Raw genomic sequence first — 15,956 nt, 5'->3', positions numbered from 1 at the left:
TCCGTTACGCGATAACCAGAAGGGTCAGGATGGTGAGAACGACAGACCCGATCACAACGGTCCAACCCAGTTTCTCGGCTGTCGGCAGGTCAAGACCCAGCGCGTTGTCCCAGATCAGGTGCCGGATACCGGCCAGCGTGTGATACCATAGACCCCAAAGCGACAGCGCCATAACCAGATCGCCGATCAGCGAGGTGACCACTGCATCGGCGACAGCGAAATACTCGGGCGAGGTCGCGGCGGCCAGGAACCACCAGACGATCAGCAACGCCGCAAGCAGCAAGGCATTGCCCGTAATCCGCGTCAGGATCGAGGTGATCGAGGTCAGCTGCGGTCGATAGATCGAAAGATGCGGCGAAAGCGGGCGGTTACCCCGATTGACATCGGCCATGATGGCTCCTTTCCGTTGGCTGCGCTTGGTTTTACCTCTTTTTTGCGTCCTGTCACGCGCCGCAACTGCAAAAGGGCGCGGTTTTTTGGCACGCCCGGCAAGATTTGCGCCTTTGTGATCACGGTGATCTGGCGCGTGATCACAATATCTTCCATATTCTCAGCATGTGAGCGTTAGCAGGTCAGGTTGGATGTGATCACGAATCTCTCACCGGTACCTCAGTCCAATGCCGCTGTCTGCTGCGTGACCTCGCGCAGCAGCTTTTTGCGGATGCGCGCAGGATAATCGGCAAAGCCATTGGCGGTCTCGACAAAAGCACCCTCGCCCACGATGACGTTTTCGTAGAAGTAGGCGGTCAGGTCCGGCTCACTCTGCTCGATGGCAATCGCGTTCACCGTAATCCCCAGCGCACGCAGGTCGCGATGCACCGCCAGCGGCTCGACCCCCTCGTTCGAAGGGCCATCGCCTGAGACGTCAATCAAATGGCGGGCACAGTCTGGCACCTGGGTAAAAGCCGCCATGGTAACTTCCAGCGCCTCGCCAATTGCGGTGGAATAATTGCGCCAGACGCGCGGATCGGCTGCAACCCGGTCGGCGAAGCTGTCCAACGCCTCGAAACTGCTCGCTTGGGTCCAGGGAATGGTTACCCGCTGGCGCGCGGCGCCGGTCCATTGCACCAGCATCAACTGCGCCTGCGCCCGCACCAGCGCCTCGGACACGACCGGATCGCGGAGCGCATGGGCCAATCCATCCATCTGGGTGCGGTATTCGCCTTCATCGACAGAGCCGGACACATCCACCGCCAGCGCCAGGGCGAGATCGCAAGCCCCAGCTGGCTGGGTCAAGAAAAGGCTAAAAACAAATGCTCGCCAGAAAGACATGACCATAGGCTATCACAGTTGATTACAAATGCGATCACTTGCGCGTCATGTCTGACAGCACAGCGCACTCCTGTCCCGGCTCACAGACTATTTCGGCATGAGCACCCAATAATCCAGATCAAGCAGCACGTCGGGCAGATACTTGCCATCCTCACCCCGCAGCGCAAAGGGTGCACCGCCCTTGGTGGCCACCAGCCGCAGGCGCAACGCACCGACGCCGGGCGCGCCGGTATCGGCCTTGTCCAGCACCTCGGTCCAGGCCTTGATCGTGTCGCCGGCAAAGCAGGGATTGGCATGCGCCCCGCCGTTCAGCCCGACGATCATCTGCGCATTTGCCAGCCCGTTGAAACTCAGCGCGCGCGCCATCGAGATCACGTGCCCGCCGTAGATCAGCCGCCCATCGGGGCGGAAGGTCAGGTCAAAATGCACCTTGGCCGTGTTCTGCCACAGGCGGGTGGCCAGCATATGCTCGGCCTCTTCCACAGTGACACCATCCACATGGTCGATGGTTTCGCCAACGGCATAATCATCCCAACGATGCGGCTCGCCCGCCAGTGCAAAGTCGTAGGACGAGAAATCCAGCCCCTCGGGCACCACCAGATCGGCGGGCGCCAGCACCTTCTTCAGCTCGGGCACCACTGTTTCGGGCGCAGGCGCATCCAGGTCGCGTTTGCGCACCATCACCCAGCGGACATATTCCATCACGGTCTCGTCGCCCTGGTTCAGCCCGCGCGTGCGGACATAAACCACTCCGGTCTTGCCGTTAGAGTTCTGCTTGAGCCCGATCACCTCGGAAACCGAGCGCAGTGTATCGCCCGCATAAACCGGTTTCAGCCAGCGGCCTTCGGCATAGCCGAGATTGGCCACCGCGTTCAGCGACACATCCGGGACCGTCTTGCCGAACACCACATGAAACGCCGCCAGATCGTCGATCGGGCTGCCCGGCAAGCCGCACGCCTGCGCAAACGCATCCGAGGAGTAGAGCGCATGCCGTGCCGGATAAAGCGCGTGATAGAGCGCGCGCTCGCCATTGGTCACGGTGCGCGGCACCGCGTGATGCAGGGTCTGGCCGACAGTGTAGTCTTCGAAGAAGCGGCCCGGATTGGTCTTTGCCATCATTGTTGTCCCAGTTTCATGTCAGGGGAATAGTCGGCCGGAACGTCCTTGGTCACAGCCTGTGCACAGCGCATGATGCCGTTCGCCGCGTCATAGGCATAGGCTGGAGAGCCATAAAGCTCCCATCCCTTGGCCAGCGCATCGGAAACCTTGTGGCAGAAGGCGGAGGTATCCTCCTCGGTCAGGAGGCGATAGAGCTTGGCCATGATCGCGCGTCCTTATGCCGGGAAGGGCCAGGGGCCGACCAGCCCGTGAATATACCCAATAACCGCCATCAGCACGACCGAGGCGACCAGGAACATCGCATCCTTGCCCAGCGTGCCGGGTTCGCCCGGGCTCCACTCGGGTTCAGCGGCGTTGATCGCGGCGACCTCGACAATGCCCCAGACGAACAGTCCGCCGAACAGGATAATCGACGCCAGATCTCCGTTCACCAAAAGGTGCGCCGCCGCCCATGCGCGAAAACCAGCCAACTGCGGATGGCGCATCTTGTTGAGCAGCTTGCCCTTGGTTCCGGCCGGGCTCATCATCCAGATCGCAACCAGAACCAACAGGTTGTTGGCATGGGTCAGATAGGCGGGCGGCGCCCAGACATGCACATAAGGCGTCATCCGGAACCCGATCACCATCAGCACGACCGAGCCCAGCAACACCAGCGCCACCTTGCCCTTGCCGCGATCGCCCATTGCGGCGCGTTGCGCAGGCCGAACCCGCTTGAACAGATGCGCGGCCCACCAGAGTGCCACACCAAGGATCAGAAGAACGAAGCCCATGAGAGTTTATCCCGCTTGCAAAGCCAATATCGCCTCTGCTTTTGCCAGAATTTCACGGGCGGTGGCAACGTGCAGGTTTTCCACGATCTTGCCATCCACCACGGCCACGCCCTGCCCGCTGGCCTCGACCTCGGCAAAAGCAACGATCTGGCGCCGGGCCAGGTCGATCTCGGCCTCGGACGGGGCAAAGGCCGCGTTGGCGATATCCACCTGTGCCGGATGGATAAGCGTCTTGCCGTCAAACCCCATGTCGCGGCCCTGCGCGCATTCGGCCGCCAGCCCCTCGTCATCCTTGAACGCGTTATAAACGCCGTCGATGGCGATCAGCCCCTCGGCCTTGGCCGCCAGCAGGCACAGGCCCAGCGAGGTCATCATCGGCAGACGGTCGGCCCGGAACCGGGTCTGCAACTCCTTGGCCAGATCGTTGGTGCCCATCACGAACCCGGTCAGCAGCGGATGCGCGGCGATCTGGGTCGCGTTCAGCATGCCGCGCGGCGTTTCCATCATCGCCCAGATCGGCAGATCGCCGGTGATCGCGGCCAGCGCGTCCACATCCGTCGCGCTGCCCACCTTGGGCAGCAGCACCACGTCGGCATCCATCTCGCGCAACGCCTCAGCATCGGCCCGCCCCCAGGGCGTGTCCAGCCCGTTGATCCGCACGATCTTGGCCCGCGCGCCATAACCGCCCTGCGCCAGTGCCGCCTTCAACGTCTCGCGGGCGTTATCCTTTTCGTCGGCGGCGACCGCATCCTCAAGGTCAAAGATGATCGCATCCACCGGCAGGCTGCGCGCCTTGTCCAACGCCCGCTCCTTGGAGCCGGGGATATAGAGGACGGAACGATAGGGGCGCTGGCGCGGATCCATTTCAGATCTCCCAAGAGAAATATTGTTGCGCGGAGAGGTGCATTTTTTGCCGGTATGTTCAAGGCAAAAAACGCCGCAATGCAGCATCAACCTTGCGCAACGGGCTGGCGCGCGCCGGATTAACCGGTTTTGAGCACCTTTTCGGCAGGGTTTTCGTATCGGAACAGGGCATGCGGGTCCTTGGGACAGGCCACCGGGCAAAACGGGCCGAGACATGTTCTGCCATGACCAACGGCAACGGGCGGTGCGGCTGACCAGGAATACCGGCAGGCCTGGGCGCATCGCGGCTGCCCCGGAAAAGGGGACGACCCATGAAGACGACGATTATCAAGATGACGATGGGCCTTGGCCTGATGGCATTGGCGGCGGGCCAGCTTCAGGCGCACAGCAACAACTGCGCGCCGCGTCAGATGGTGCTGGACCAACTGGCGCAGAAATATGGCGAGGCACGGCGCGGTATCGGACTGGTGCAGCAGGGCTCGGTGATGGAGGTTTTTGCCTCGGACGAGACCGGAACCTGGACCATCACGGTGACCCTGCCCAATGGCATGACCTGCATGGTGGCCAGCGGTCAGTCCTATGAGGCACTGGCCGAGGCGCTGCCGACCAGTGGCAACGACGCCTGAACCGGGTTGCGCGCCGGTCCGATGTGCCCCCTCCCTCGTGAGGCATTTGCGGATCGGATCGGCGCGCCACTTTGACCCGGCTCAGTTGAACGCATCCCAGATCAGCTTGACCCCGGTGACCGTCAGCATGACATGGGCCAGCGCAAAAAAAGCCCGTTCCGGCACCAGGTGATGTGCCTTGACGCCCAACCAGGCCCCGAGCAGGGCAAAGGGTGCGAGCAAGAGACCCGCACTCGCAGTGTCCAGGGTGAACATTCCCAGCCAGGCATAGGGAATAAACTTGGCGACGTTGAGCGCCCAGAAGGTCAACACCGTGGTGGCCTGAAACTCAGTCTTTCCCAGCCTTTGAGACAGCAGATAGACTGCCGCCGGCGGCCCCCCCGCATGGCTGACAAAGCTGGTGAAGCCAGCCACGCCTCCCGCCAGCAACCCAGCCATCGGAGGCAGGCGCGAGGGGAATTCTCGCACCCAACCGCGCCCGCACGCCATCTGCCAGGCCACAAACGCCAGAGAAATCCCCCCGATCAGGAGGCGCAACAGATCGGCATCGGTCGCGCGGTAGAGCAGCGCGCCTAGCGCCACACCGGGCAACCCACCCAGGATCAGCAATCGGGCATCGGGCCAACTCCATCTGCGCCAATAGGGCTTTAGAGTCGCCAGGTCGATCAACATCAACAAGGGCAGCATCAGCGCCAGCGCCTGCCCTGGGTCAAGGTAGATCGCCAGAATCGAGGCCGAGGCAAAAGCTACGCCCGAGCCGAACCCACCCTTGGAAACACCTGCAAAGATCACCGCTGGAATGGTCACCGCGAAAAAGCCGATATCCGGTTCCAGCACGCGTCAATTCCCCCTAACCCGCGACGTTACAACGCTTTTAGCGCAATCACCCGCTTTCGGACAGGGGGAATGCGCCGTGATGCCGCGTCGCAGAACACTTGCGCGACGCCGCTTTACGCTCTAGCACAGCGACGATTTTCAACCGGACCGGAGATACTCCAAATGGCCAGACCCAAGATCGCGCTCATCGGCGCAGGTCAGATCGGCGGCACGCTCGCCCACCTCGTCGCGCTGAAGGAACTGGGCGATGTTGTCCTGTTCGACATCGCCGAAGGCACGCCGGAAGGCAAGGCGCTCGACATCGCGGAATCCGGCCCCTCGGAAGGGTTCGACGCCAAGCTCAAGGGCACCCAGTCCTATGCCGATATCGCGGGTGCGGATGTCTGCATCGTCACCGCCGGTGTGCCACGCAAGCCGGGCATGAGCCGCGACGACCTGCTGGGCATCAACCTCAAGGTCATGAAATCGGTCGGCGAAGGCATCCGCGACAACGCCCCCGACGCTTTCGTCATCTGCATCACCAACCCGCTCGACGCGATGGTCTGGGCGCTGCAGCAGTTCTCGGGTCTGCCCGCGAACAAGGTCTGTGGCATGGCCGGCGTGCTCGACTCGGCCCGCTTCCGCCATTTCCTGGCCGAAGAATTCAACGTGTCGATGAAGGATGTCACCGCATTCGTGCTGGGCGGCCATGGCGACACCATGGTGCCGTCGGTGCGTTATTCGACAGTTGCCGGTATCCCGCTGCCCGATCTGGTCAAGATGGGTTGGACCAGCCAGGAGAAACTGGACGCCATCGTGCAGCGCACCCGTGACGGCGGCGCCGAAATCGTCGGCCTGCTGAAAACGGGTTCGGCCTATTACGCCCCCGCCACCAGCGCCATCGAAATGGCCGAGGCCTATCTGAAGGACCAGAAACGCGTCCTGCCCTGCGCCGCGCATTGCAACGGCGAACTGGGCGTCAAGGGCATGTATGTAGGGGTGCCCACCGTGATCGGCGCAGGCGGGATCGAGCGCATCATCGACGTGACTCTGACGAAGGAAGAACAGGAAATGTTCGACAACTCGGTCAACGCGGTCAAAGGCCTTGTCGAGGCCTGCAAGGGCATCGACAGCTCTCTGGCCTGATCCCCGGCGATGCAATCTTCAGGGCCGGTCCTGATGGGGGCCGGCCTTTTTCATGCCATCTTGCCATCTGCCTCGGCAGTTTGCTGGCGAAAGTGTCCTTGTCAGAGAACCTTTCCCCGGCTGGAACCCAAAAGGTCCGACACCGCACTCTTGCCCAAGCTGTCTGCGGGCAGATTGACGGATAGCCTTGCGGACCGTCGGTTCGCGCACTTGTTCGAGCCGGGTCGGGGGCGCGAGAAAACACGCTATCGCTTTCCCTGCTTCAGACACCCGAACGGTCCGCCGGGCCGTTAGCGCAAAAGTCGGAAAACCCCGCCACAAGGCCGTTTTCTGCAGCAGCAACCAATGGCGAATCACAGATACTCGCAAGGCTTTGCATATGTGATCACAGCCTGAAACCGTGTGATCACAAACGTGCAAAATCTTCACGATATTTCCCGTCCGCGTCAAATAACCCTTTAAAAATGGCCGCTAGACCACCCTATAACGGGTCAATCGCAGTCAGACGGGACAGATGCAATGAACATCCATGAATATCAGGCAAAGGCCCTTCTGCGCAGCTATGGCGCGCCGGTTTCGGACGGCCGCGTTGTGCTGCGTGCAGAAGACGCCAAAACCGCCGCCGGGGAACTGGACGGCCCGCTGTGGGTCGTCAAGGCGCAGATTCACGCCGGTGGACGTGGCAAGGGCAAGTTCAAAGAGGCCGATGCCGGTGAAAAGGGCGGTGTCCGTCTGACCAAATCGGTCGAAGAGGCCGCCGAGGAAGCCAAGAAGATGCTGGGCCGCACCCTGGTCACCCATCAGACCGGCCCGGCAGGCAAGCAGGTCAACCGCATCTATATCGAGGCCGGATCGGGCATCGAACGGGAACTGTACCTGGCCCTTCTGGTCGACCGTCAGACCAGCCGCATCTCGTTTGTCTGCTCGACCGAGGGCGGCATGGACATCGAAGAGGTCGCCGCCAGCACGCCCGAGAAGATCCTGTCCTTCAGCGTCGACCCGGTGACCGGCTACCAGCCCTATCATGGCCGCCGCATCGCGTTTTCGCTCGGCCTTTCCGGCCCGCAGGTGAAACAATGCGTCTCGCTGATGGGTCTCCTCTACAAGGCCTTCGTCGAGAAGGACATGGAGATGCTGGAGATCAACCCGCTGATCGTGGCCGAGGGCGGCAGCCTCAAGGTGCTGGACGCCAAAGTCGGCTTTGACGGCAACGCGATCTATCGCCACTCGGACATCGCCGAACTGCGCGACACCACCGAAGAGGATCCCAAGGAACTGGAAGCCTCCAAATACGACCTGAACTACATCGCACTGGATGGCGAGATCGGCTGCATGGTGAACGGCGCCGGTCTGGCGATGGCAACCATGGACATCATCAAGCTTTACGGTGCCGAGCCCGCCAACTTCCTCGACGTCGGCGGCGGCGCCACCAAGGAGAAGGTGACCGAAGCGTTCAAGATCATCACCTCGGACCCGAACGTCAAAGGCATCCTGGTCAACATCTTCGGCGGCATCATGCGTTGTGACGTGATCGCCGAAGGCGTGGTCGCCGCGGTCAAGGAAGTGGGCCTTCAGGTTCCGCTGGTCGTCCGTCTCGAAGGCACCAATGTCGAGAAAGGCAAGGAGATCATCAACACCTCCGGCCTGAACGTCATCGCCGCCGACAACCTGTCGGATGGTGCCGAGAAGATCGTGAAAGCGGTCAAGGGCTAATCGCGTGACAGCCGTAATTCTTAAGCCCAACGAAATCGAAGAATGGCCCTTAGACCAACGGATCGAAGTATCCGTTGGAAAGCGGGGGAACAACTCGTCGATACACGTTCCGTGTGATGTGTTCCTGTTCCGGCAGAACACTTCCAAAGGCGCTCGTGATGGAAGGCTATATGGACGCGGCACAATTTACACCGCAGATCGAACGGTGGATGGGGGATGGCGCTTCACGCTTGAACTGTCGCGCTATCCATCGGTTGATCTCTACTCACACGATCTGAACACAGATGTGATCGACCACGACGATACAGTCGAGAAAGAGCTTGCAGAGGTGCGACGTGTCTCTTGGGCGCGCTTCTTCGCGGTATCCGATGATGTCGTCACTCGTCTTAGTTCAGAGAATTTTGGAGAATAAAATGGCAGTCCTCATCGACGAAAATACCAAGGTCATCTGCCAGGGCTTCACCGGCTCGCAAGGTACCTTTCACTCGGAACAGGCCATCGCCTATGGCACCAAGATGGTTGGCGGGGTCACCCCCGGCAAAGGTGGCCAGACCCACCTGAACCTGCCCGTCTTCAACTCGGTGCACGAGGCCAAGGCCGTGACCGAGGCCAATGCAACCGTGATCTATGTGCCACCGCCGTTTGCCGCCGACTCGATCCTCGAGGCGATCGACGCCAAGATGGAGGTGATCGTCTGTATCACCGAAGGCATCCCGGTTCTGGACATGATGCGGGTCAAGCGCGCGCTCGAAGGCTCGTCCTCGCGCCTGATCGGCCCCAACTGCCCCGGTGTCATCACGCCCGATGCCTGCAAGATCGGCATCATGCCCGGCCATATCCACAAGCGCGGCAGCGTCGGCGTGGTGTCCCGCTCGGGCACGCTGACCTATGAGGCGGTCAAACAGACCTCGGATATCGGTCTGGGCCAGTCCACCGCCGTGGGCATCGGCGGCGACCCGATCAAGGGGACCGAGCATATCGACGTGCTGGAATGGTTTCTGGCCGACGACGAAACCGAAAGCATCATCATGATCGGTGAGATCGGCGGCAGCGCCGAGGAAGAGGCCGCCCAGTTCCTGAAGGACGAGGCCAAGAAGGGCCGCAAGAAGCCGGTCGCCGGTTTCATCGCGGGCCGCACTGCCCCTCCGGGCCGCCGCATGGGTCACGCGGGCGCTATCGTCGCCGGCGGCAAGGGCGGCGCCGAGGACAAGATCGAAGCCATGCGCTCGGCCGGTATCGTCGTGGCCGACAGCCCGGCAACCCTGGGCGAGGCCGTGCTGGCGGCGATCGGCAAGTAACCGGCCTGCCCCGCGTCAATGCGGGGCGGCGCGCAAATCGGGAGGACACATGACGTTCGGCAAGGTCATAGGAACGTGTTTCTCGAAATACTTCACCTTCTCCGGGCGGGCTTCTCGCCCGGAGTACTGGTATTTTTTCCTGTTCATGGTGCTGGGCAACGTGGTGGCAACCCTGCTCGATGCGGCGCTGTTCGATTCCGTCAGCACCACGGTCGAAACCTCGGGAACCGGCGCCAGCGCCAGTATCGAGAATACCGGCCCCCTCGCAGCGCTGTTCTCACTCGCCGTGTTCCTGCCGCATCTGGCCGTGGCCTTTCGCCGGATGCACGACACCGGCCGCAGCGGGCTTTTTGCGCTGCTTCCCGTTTTGCTGATGATCGGCGCCGGGTTGATCCTGGTCTTCGGCATCGGCATCGCCTCCAGCTTTGCCGCTGGCGGCTCGCTCGACCTTCTCTTCACCCGCGCCACGCTGCTGTTGCTGATCCCGACGCTCGCCGTCCTGATCGTCTCGCCGCTTCTGGTGCTGTGGTGGCTGACCCGGCCCAGCCAGCCGGGCACCAATCAATACGGTCCCCATCCCAACCGGGCGGTGTCGCCATGAGTGCCCACGTCTCGCATCCGGCCCGCTTTCACCAGCGCCTCGCGGCTGGCCTTGCAGCGCTGTTCCTGTGTCTTGGCACCCCGTTGCTGGCCGAAATGTTCGGGCCGATTTCGGGCCAGGTTCATGGTGTGGGCCCCAAAACGCTGGTTATCGTCCTACACGGAGATTCCGGGCCAGACTACATCACGTCCTTTGCCACGGAACTGGCCGCGCGAAACCCGCAGTCGACCGTCATCCAGATGGCGCGGCCCGGCTATTCCGTCGCCGGGCGCCGCAGCAAGGGATCGAACAACGGCAGCCGCGACCACTATACCAAACAGAACAACAATCTGCTGGCACAGGGTATTTCGGCAGCTGGCCAGGCATATCCGCATCAAAAGCTGGTGGTGGTGGCTCATTCCGGCGGAGCGGCACAGACCGCCACGCTGCTGGGAACGGTACCGGGCCTGATCGACACGGCAATCATGGTGTCAGGCCCGTTCGACATTCCGCGCTGGCGGGCCGCACGCGGCACGCCCTGGCCCAAAAGCCAATCGCCGATCCGCTATCTCGACCAGATACCACGACAAACCCGGATCATCGCGGTGACCGGCCAGAACGATTCCAATACGCAGCCCGGCCTTGCCCGGGACTATGTGGCCAAGGCTCAGGCGCGCGGCCTGAACGCCACATTCACCGCCATACCGAATGCAGGCCACAGTTTCAGATCGCTCAAAGAACCCGTTCTGGCCATCGCAACCCGCGAAATCCAGAGCTAGGAAAGTCAGGTGAACCAATGACCGAACAATCGCCCAACTCCCAGTTTCATGCCTCAAGCTTCATGCAGGGGCACAATGCGGAATACCTCGAACAGCTCTATGCCCGATACGCCAACGACCCCGGCGCGGTGGATGCCGCATGGGCCGAGTTTTTCCGCGCGATGGGCGATGCGGATACCGATGTGAAGAAAGAGGCCGACGGCCCCAGTTGGGCGCGCACCGACTGGCCGCCGATGCCCGCCGACGACCTGACCGGCGCGCTGACCGGACAATGGGCCGAGATCGACGCCAAGGCCGCTGGTGGCAAGATCAAGGAACAGGCCGCCAAGGCCGGCGTTCCGGTCAGCGATGACCAGATCAAGCGCGCGGTGCTGGATTCGATCCGCGCCCTGATGATTATCCGCGCCTATCGTATCCGGGGCCATCTGGTGGCCGATCTGGACCCGCTTGGCATGCGCGCGGGCACCCCGCATCCCGAGCTGGATCCCAAGACCTATGGTTTTGCCGATTCCGACATGGACCGGCCGATCTTCATCGACAACGTGCTGGGGCTGACCCATGCCTCGATGCGGCAGATCATCGACATCGTCAAACGCACCTATTGCGGCACCTTTGCGCTGCAATACATGCATATCTCGAACCCCGAAGAGGCCGCCTGGCTGAAAGAACGAATTGAAGGCTATGGCAAGGAGATCTCGTTCACCCGCGAAGGGCGCAAGGCCATCCTGAACAAGATGGTCGAGGCCGAGGGCTTCGAAAAGTTCCTGCATGTCAAATACATGGGAACCAAGCGATTTGGCCTCGACGGCGGCGAGGCGCTGATCCCCGCGATGGAACAGATCATCAAGCGCGGTGGCGCGCTGGGGGTCCGCGAGATCGTCATCGGCATGCCGCACCGTGGCCGCCTGAACATCCTCGCCAACGTGATGGGCAAACCCTATCGCGCCATCTTCAACGAATTCCAGGGCGGCAGCTTCAAGCCCGAGGATGTCGACGGCTCAGGCGACGTGAAATACCACCTCGGCGCCTCCTCGGACCGAGAGTTCGACGGCAATACGGTTCACCTCAGCCTCACCGCCAACCCCTCGCACCTCGAGGCGGTCAACCCCGTCGTTCTGGGCAAGGCCCGCGCCAAGCAGGACCAGTTCGGCGACAAGGACCGCACCTCGGTCATGCCGGTGCTGCTGCATGGCGACGCGGCTTTTGCCGGTCAGGGCGTTGTGGCCGAATGCTTCCAGCTTTCCGGCATCCGCGGCCATCGCACCGGCGGCACCATGCATATCGTGGTCAACAACCAGATCGGCTTCACCACCGCGCCGCATTTCAGCCGCTCCAGCCCCTATCCGACCGATATCGCCCTGATGGTCGAGGCGCCGATCTTCCACGTCAACGGCGACGACCCCGAGGCGGTGGTGCACGCCGCCAAGGTGGCCACCGAGTTCCGGCAAAAGTTCCGCAAGGATGTGGTGATCGACATCTTCTGCTATCGCCGTTTTGGCCATAACGAGGGCGACGAGCCCATGTTCACCAACCCGATCATGTACAAGCGGATCAAGACCCACAAGACCACGCTCAGCCTCTATACCGAGCGTCTGGTCAAGGACGGGTTGATCCCCGAGGGCGAGATCGAGGACATGAAGGCCGCCTTCCAGGCGCATCTGAACGAAGAGTTCGAGGCCGGCAAGGATTACAAGCCCAACAAGGCCGATTGGCTGGACGGCCGCTGGTCGCATCTGGACAAGAACAAAGAGGAATATGTGCGCGGCGAGACCGCGATCACGCCCGAAACCCTGGCCGAGGTCGGCAATGCCCTGACCCGCGCGCCCGAGGGGTTCGCGCTGCACCGCACTGTCGAACGTCTGCTTGAAACCAAAAAGGCGATGTTCGATACCGGTACGGGCATCGACTGGGCCACTGGCGAGGCGCTTGCCTATGGCTCGTTGTTGACCGAGGGCTATCCGGTCCGCCTGGCCGGTCAGGATGCCACTCGGGGCACCTTCAGCCAGCGCCATTCCGGCCTGATCAGCCAGGACAGCGAAGAGCGGTACTATCCGCTCAACAACATCCGCAAGGGTCAGGCGAATTACGAGGTGATCGACTCGATGCTCAGCGAATATGCGGTGCTGGGTTTCGAATACGGTTATTCACTGGCCGAACCCAATGCGCTGACGCTCTGGGAGGCCCAGTTCGGCGACTTCGCGAACGGCGCCCAGATCATGTTCGACCAGTTCATCAGCTCAGGCGAAAGCAAGTGGCTGCGGATGTCGGGCCTTGTCTGCCTGCTGCCACACGGGTTCGAGGGCCAGGGCCCCGAACACAGCTCGGCCCGTCTGGAAAGGTTCCTGCAGATGTGCGGTCAGGATAACTGGATCGTGGCCAACTGCACCACGCCAGCCAACTATTTCCACATCCTGCGCCGTCAGCTGCACCGGACCTTCCGCAAGCCGCTGATCCTGGTCACCCCGAAATCGCTGCTGCGTCACAAACTGGCAGTCTCGAAGGCCGAAGAGTTCACCACCGGTTCGTCTTTCCACCGAGTGCTGTGGGATGATGCGCAATATGGCAACTCAGACACCAAGCTGGTTGCCGACGACAAGATCAAGCGGGTCGTGCTGTGCTCGGGCAAGGTCTACTTCGACCTGCTCGAGGAACGCGACGCGCGCGGCATCGACGATGTCTATCTGCTCAGGATCGAGCAGTATTACCCCTTCCCGGCCCATTCGCTCATCAACGAGCTGGAGCGGTTCAAGGGGGCCGAAATGGTCTGGTGCCAGGAAGAACCCAAGAACCAGGGCGCGTGGAGCTTCATCGAGCCCAATATCGAATGGGTGCTGACCCGCATCGGCGCCAAGCACACCCGCCCGACCTATGTCGGCCGTGCGACCTCGGCCTCGCCCGCGACCGGCCTGGCCAGCCAACACAAAGCCCAACAAGAGGCGCTCGTAAACGAAGCGCTGAGCATCGAAGGAAAATAAGCGATGACGATCGAAGTTCGTGTCCCCACGCTTGGCGAATCCGTGACCGAAGCCACAGTGGCCACATGGTTCAAGAAACCCGGCGACGCCGTGGCCGTCGACGAGATGCTCTGTGAGCTGGAAACCGACAAGGTAACCGTCGAGGTCCCCGCCCCCGCCGCAGGCGTGATGGGTGAGATTGTGGCCAAGGAAGGCGAAACCGTTGGCGTGAACGCGCTGCTGGCAACCATTGCCGCCGGCGAAGGTGCGGCCCCCGCCGCAGGCGAAAAAACCGCGAAAGCGGCGGCAGAGCCTGCCGCCGAGTCGGGCGGCTCGGTTGACGTGATGGTGCCCACCTTGGGTGAATCGGTGACCGAAGCCACTGTCTCGACCTGGTTCAAGAAGGTGGGCGACACCGTCACGCAGGACGAGATGCTATGCGAGCTGGAAACCGACAAGGTCTCGGTCGAGGTGCCCGCGCCTGCATCCGGCGTGCTGGCCGAAATCATCGCGGCCGAAGGCGCGACGGTGAACGCATCGGCCAAGCTGGCGGTGATCTCAGGCAGCGCCTCGGGCGTCTCTCCCGCACCCGCCGCCCCGACCACCACTGTCGCTCCCGCAGCTTCCACCAGCAAGGACATCGCCAACGCTCCTTCGGCTGAAAAAGCGATGGCCGAAGCCGGGATCAGCCCGGCACAGGTCACCGGAACCGGACGTGACGGCCGCATCATGAAAGAGGATGTCGCCGCTGCCGTTGCCACAGCGGCCGCCGCGCCGGCCCCTGCCGCCGCTCCTGCCCCGGCTGCTGCGCCCCGCGCGCCTGCCCTGGCAGAGGATGCCGCGCGCGAGGAACGCGTCCGCATGACGCGCCTGCGCCAGACCATCGCCCGCCGCCTGAAGGACGCCCAGAACACCGCCGCGATCCTGACCACCTATAACGAGGTGGACATGACCGAGGTGATGGCGATCCGCAACCAATACAAGGACGCGTTCGAGAAGAAGCACGGCGTACGCATGGGCTTCATGTCCTTCTTCACCAAGGCCTGCTGCCACGCGCTGAAAGAGGTGCCCGAGGTCAACGCCGAGATCGACGGCCAGGACATCGTCTACAAGAACTACGTGCACATGGGCGTCGCCGCCGGTACGCCGCAGGGCCTGGTGGTGCCGGTCATCCGCGACGCCGACCAGATGTCCTTTGCCGAGATCGAAAAGGCGATCGCCGAAAAGGGCAAGCGCGCCCGCGACGGCAAGCTGTCCATGGCCGAGATGCAGGGCGGCACCTTCACCATCTCCAACGGTGGCGTCTACGGCTCGCTGATGTCCTCGCCGATCCTGAACCCCCCGCAGTCGGGTATCCTCGGCATGCACAAGATCCAGGACCGTCCGATGGTCATCAACGGAGAAATCAAGATCCGCCCGATGATGTACCTGGCGCTGTCCTATGATCACCGTATCGTCGACGGCAAGGGCGCGGTGACCTTCCTCGTCCGCGTGAAAGAGGCGCTGGAAGATCCCCGCCGCTTGCTGATGGATCTGTGATCAAAGACGACAGGCCTCGCACCATGTCCGGTGCGAGGCCGAAACCATCCCAGGCCGGACAGACAAGAAAGCCGAGTAAGACGGATCAGATGATTGACGGAATGCTATCCAGATTCGCCGCGCTCCGGGTCACGCACCGGCGGCCCGCTGCCTTACATACCGGATCAAAAGGACACTGACCCATGGCAACCCACGCCCTCTGGCAGGCCGATGTGGCCGACTTCGACGCTTGGCTCAAGGTGTTCCGCGAGGATCGCGCGATGCGCAAGGCCGCGGGCATCCGCGATTTGCATATCTGGCGCGACCCTGATCGCGCCGATCATGCGGTGGCTTTGTTCGAGATCACCGACCTCGCCTCGGCCAAGGCCTTCTTCGACAGCGAAGAACTGGCCATGCACCACGAACGCGGCGGCATTGCCCATATCACGGTGAAACTGCTGACGCCGGTCTGATCCGGCACCGGCACGACATTTCAGGCAC

Annotated in this window: 18 protein-coding genes; 10 read left to right on the top strand and 8 right to left on the bottom strand. The window is 62.3% G+C overall.

Annotation, left to right across the window (positions count from 1 at the left end):
* Positions 1–4: 4 nt before the first annotated feature.
* The 7 genes from sdhC to AC2FNA_RS07350 form a co-directional block, all read right to left on the bottom strand.
* Positions 5–391, bottom strand: a complete 387-nt coding sequence (sdhC, locus tag AC2FNA_RS07380; protein WP_496825377.1) for a succinate dehydrogenase, cytochrome b556 subunit — start codon at positions 389–391, stop codon at positions 5–7.
* The gene (locus AC2FNA_RS07375) at positions 325–546 is read right to left on the bottom strand and encodes a hypothetical protein (RefSeq protein ID WP_496825376.1); all 222 of its coding nucleotides are present in this window, start codon (positions 544–546) and stop codon (positions 325–327) included. The genes sdhC and AC2FNA_RS07375 overlap by 67 nt, the downstream gene beginning before the upstream one ends.
* A gap of 63 nt (positions 547–609) precedes the next feature.
* Positions 610–1,272, bottom strand: a complete 663-nt coding sequence (locus AC2FNA_RS07370) for a DUF1194 domain-containing protein (RefSeq protein ID WP_496825375.1) — start codon at positions 1,270–1,272, stop codon at positions 610–612.
* Between the two features lie 87 nt (positions 1,273–1,359).
* Positions 1,360–2,388: a MaoC family dehydratase gene (locus AC2FNA_RS07365; protein WP_496825556.1), complete on the bottom strand. Its 1,029-nt coding sequence runs from the start codon at positions 2,386–2,388 to the stop codon at positions 1,360–1,362.
* The gene (locus tag AC2FNA_RS07360; RefSeq protein WP_234216094.1) at positions 2,388–2,594 is read right to left on the bottom strand and encodes a DUF1737 domain-containing protein; all 207 of its coding nucleotides are present in this window, start codon (positions 2,592–2,594) and stop codon (positions 2,388–2,390) included. The genes AC2FNA_RS07365 and AC2FNA_RS07360 overlap by 1 nt, the downstream gene beginning before the upstream one ends.
* Positions 2,595–2,606: 12 nt before the next feature.
* Entirely contained in the window at positions 2,607–3,161 is a 555-nt protein-coding gene (locus AC2FNA_RS07355) for an NnrU family protein (RefSeq protein ID WP_234171139.1), read from the bottom strand.
* A 6-nt stretch (positions 3,162–3,167) separates the two neighbouring features.
* Entirely contained in the window at positions 3,168–4,025 is an 858-nt protein-coding gene (locus AC2FNA_RS07350; RefSeq protein WP_496825374.1) for an HpcH/HpaI aldolase/citrate lyase family protein, read from the bottom strand.
* Between the two features lie 311 nt (positions 4,026–4,336).
* On the opposite strand from AC2FNA_RS07350, the gene AC2FNA_RS07345 reads away from it, so the two are divergent.
* On the top strand, positions 4,337–4,651 hold the full coding sequence (locus tag AC2FNA_RS07345; RefSeq protein WP_496825373.1) for a hypothetical protein: 315 nt from the start codon (positions 4,337–4,339) through the stop codon (positions 4,649–4,651).
* Positions 4,652–4,732: 81 nt separating this feature from the next.
* Here the strand turns inward: AC2FNA_RS07345 and AC2FNA_RS07340 are convergent, their stop codons facing one another.
* Positions 4,733–5,488, bottom strand: coding sequence for a sulfite exporter TauE/SafE family protein (locus tag AC2FNA_RS07340; RefSeq protein ID WP_496825372.1), 756 nt, complete (start codon positions 5,486–5,488; stop codon positions 4,733–4,735).
* Between the two features lie 162 nt (positions 5,489–5,650).
* Here AC2FNA_RS07340 and mdh point away from each other — a divergent pair, with 162 nt between their 5' ends.
* From mdh to AC2FNA_RS07295, 9 genes are all read left to right on the top strand, one after another.
* Positions 5,651–6,613, top strand: coding sequence for a malate dehydrogenase (gene mdh / locus AC2FNA_RS07335; RefSeq protein ID WP_496825371.1), 963 nt, complete (start codon positions 5,651–5,653; stop codon positions 6,611–6,613).
* A 519-nt stretch (positions 6,614–7,132) separates the two neighbouring features.
* A complete protein-coding gene (gene sucC, locus AC2FNA_RS07330; RefSeq protein ID WP_234137243.1) occupies positions 7,133–8,326 on the top strand; it encodes an ADP-forming succinate--CoA ligase subunit beta in 1,194 nt (397 codons plus the stop codon).
* Between the two features lie 4 nt (positions 8,327–8,330).
* On the top strand, positions 8,331–8,738 hold the full coding sequence (locus AC2FNA_RS07325; RefSeq protein WP_496825370.1) for a hypothetical protein: 408 nt from the start codon (positions 8,331–8,333) through the stop codon (positions 8,736–8,738).
* A 1-nt stretch (position 8,739) separates the two neighbouring features.
* Positions 8,740–9,624 (top strand): succinate--CoA ligase subunit alpha, encoded by an 885-nt coding sequence (sucD, locus tag AC2FNA_RS07320; RefSeq protein ID WP_496825369.1) that lies wholly within the window; start codon positions 8,740–8,742, stop codon positions 9,622–9,624.
* Between the two features lie 49 nt (positions 9,625–9,673).
* Complete coding sequence (locus AC2FNA_RS07315; RefSeq protein WP_496825368.1) at positions 9,674–10,225, top strand: DUF805 domain-containing protein; 552 nt, start codon at positions 9,674–9,676, stop codon at positions 10,223–10,225.
* Entirely contained in the window at positions 10,222–10,983 is a 762-nt protein-coding gene (locus AC2FNA_RS07310) for an alpha/beta hydrolase family protein (RefSeq protein WP_496825367.1), read from the top strand. Before AC2FNA_RS07315 ends, AC2FNA_RS07310 begins: the two co-directional genes overlap by 4 nt.
* 17 nt (positions 10,984–11,000) lie before the next feature.
* Entirely contained in the window at positions 11,001–13,958 is a 2,958-nt protein-coding gene (locus tag AC2FNA_RS07305; RefSeq protein WP_496825366.1) for a 2-oxoglutarate dehydrogenase E1 component, read from the top strand.
* A 3-nt stretch (positions 13,959–13,961) separates the two neighbouring features.
* Entirely contained in the window at positions 13,962–15,476 is a 1,515-nt protein-coding gene (odhB, locus tag AC2FNA_RS07300) for a 2-oxoglutarate dehydrogenase complex dihydrolipoyllysine-residue succinyltransferase (RefSeq protein ID WP_496825365.1), read from the top strand.
* A 182-nt stretch (positions 15,477–15,658) separates the two neighbouring features.
* Entirely contained in the window at positions 15,659–15,928 is a 270-nt protein-coding gene (locus tag AC2FNA_RS07295) for a hypothetical protein (RefSeq protein WP_234137236.1), read from the top strand.
* Positions 15,929–15,956 lie beyond the last annotated feature (28 nt).

The organism is Ruegeria sp. YKSD163 (assembly GCF_059612905.1).
This window is presented reverse-complemented; position numbering and strand designations above follow the sequence as displayed.

Bases quoted from the DNA above. Each gene is read 5' to 3' on its own strand.
- sdhC (WP_496825377.1), bottom strand. From the start codon at position 391: ATGGCCGATGTCAATCGGGGTAACCGCCCGCTTTCGCCGCATCTTTCG.
- AC2FNA_RS07375 (WP_496825376.1), bottom strand. From the start codon at position 546: ATGGAAGATATTGTGATCACGCGCCAGATCACCGTGATCACAAAGGCG.
- AC2FNA_RS07370 (WP_496825375.1), bottom strand. From the start codon at position 1,272: ATGTCTTTCTGGCGAGCATTTGTTTTTAGCCTTTTCTTGACCCAGCCA.
- AC2FNA_RS07365 (WP_496825556.1), bottom strand. From the start codon at position 2,388: ATGGCAAAGACCAATCCGGGCCGCTTCTTCGAAGACTACACTGTCGGC.
- AC2FNA_RS07360 (WP_234216094.1), bottom strand. From the start codon at position 2,594: ATGGCCAAGCTCTATCGCCTCCTGACCGAGGAGGATACCTCCGCCTTC.
- AC2FNA_RS07355 (WP_234171139.1), bottom strand. From the start codon at position 3,161: ATGGGCTTCGTTCTTCTGATCCTTGGTGTGGCACTCTGGTGGGCCGCG.
- AC2FNA_RS07350 (WP_496825374.1), bottom strand. From the start codon at position 4,025: ATGGATCCGCGCCAGCGCCCCTATCGTTCCGTCCTCTATATCCCCGGC.
- AC2FNA_RS07345 (WP_496825373.1), top strand. From the start codon at position 4,337: ATGAAGACGACGATTATCAAGATGACGATGGGCCTTGGCCTGATGGCA.
- mdh (WP_496825371.1), top strand. From the start codon at position 5,651: ATGGCCAGACCCAAGATCGCGCTCATCGGCGCAGGTCAGATCGGCGGC.
- sucC (WP_234137243.1), top strand. From the start codon at position 7,133: ATGAACATCCATGAATATCAGGCAAAGGCCCTTCTGCGCAGCTATGGC.
- sucD (WP_496825369.1), top strand. From the start codon at position 8,740: ATGGCAGTCCTCATCGACGAAAATACCAAGGTCATCTGCCAGGGCTTC.
- AC2FNA_RS07315 (WP_496825368.1), top strand. From the start codon at position 9,674: ATGACGTTCGGCAAGGTCATAGGAACGTGTTTCTCGAAATACTTCACC.
- AC2FNA_RS07310 (WP_496825367.1), top strand. From the start codon at position 10,222: ATGAGTGCCCACGTCTCGCATCCGGCCCGCTTTCACCAGCGCCTCGCG.
- AC2FNA_RS07305 (WP_496825366.1), top strand. From the start codon at position 11,001: ATGACCGAACAATCGCCCAACTCCCAGTTTCATGCCTCAAGCTTCATG.
- odhB (WP_496825365.1), top strand. From the start codon at position 13,962: ATGACGATCGAAGTTCGTGTCCCCACGCTTGGCGAATCCGTGACCGAA.
- AC2FNA_RS07295 (WP_234137236.1), top strand. From the start codon at position 15,659: ATGGCAACCCACGCCCTCTGGCAGGCCGATGTGGCCGACTTCGACGCT.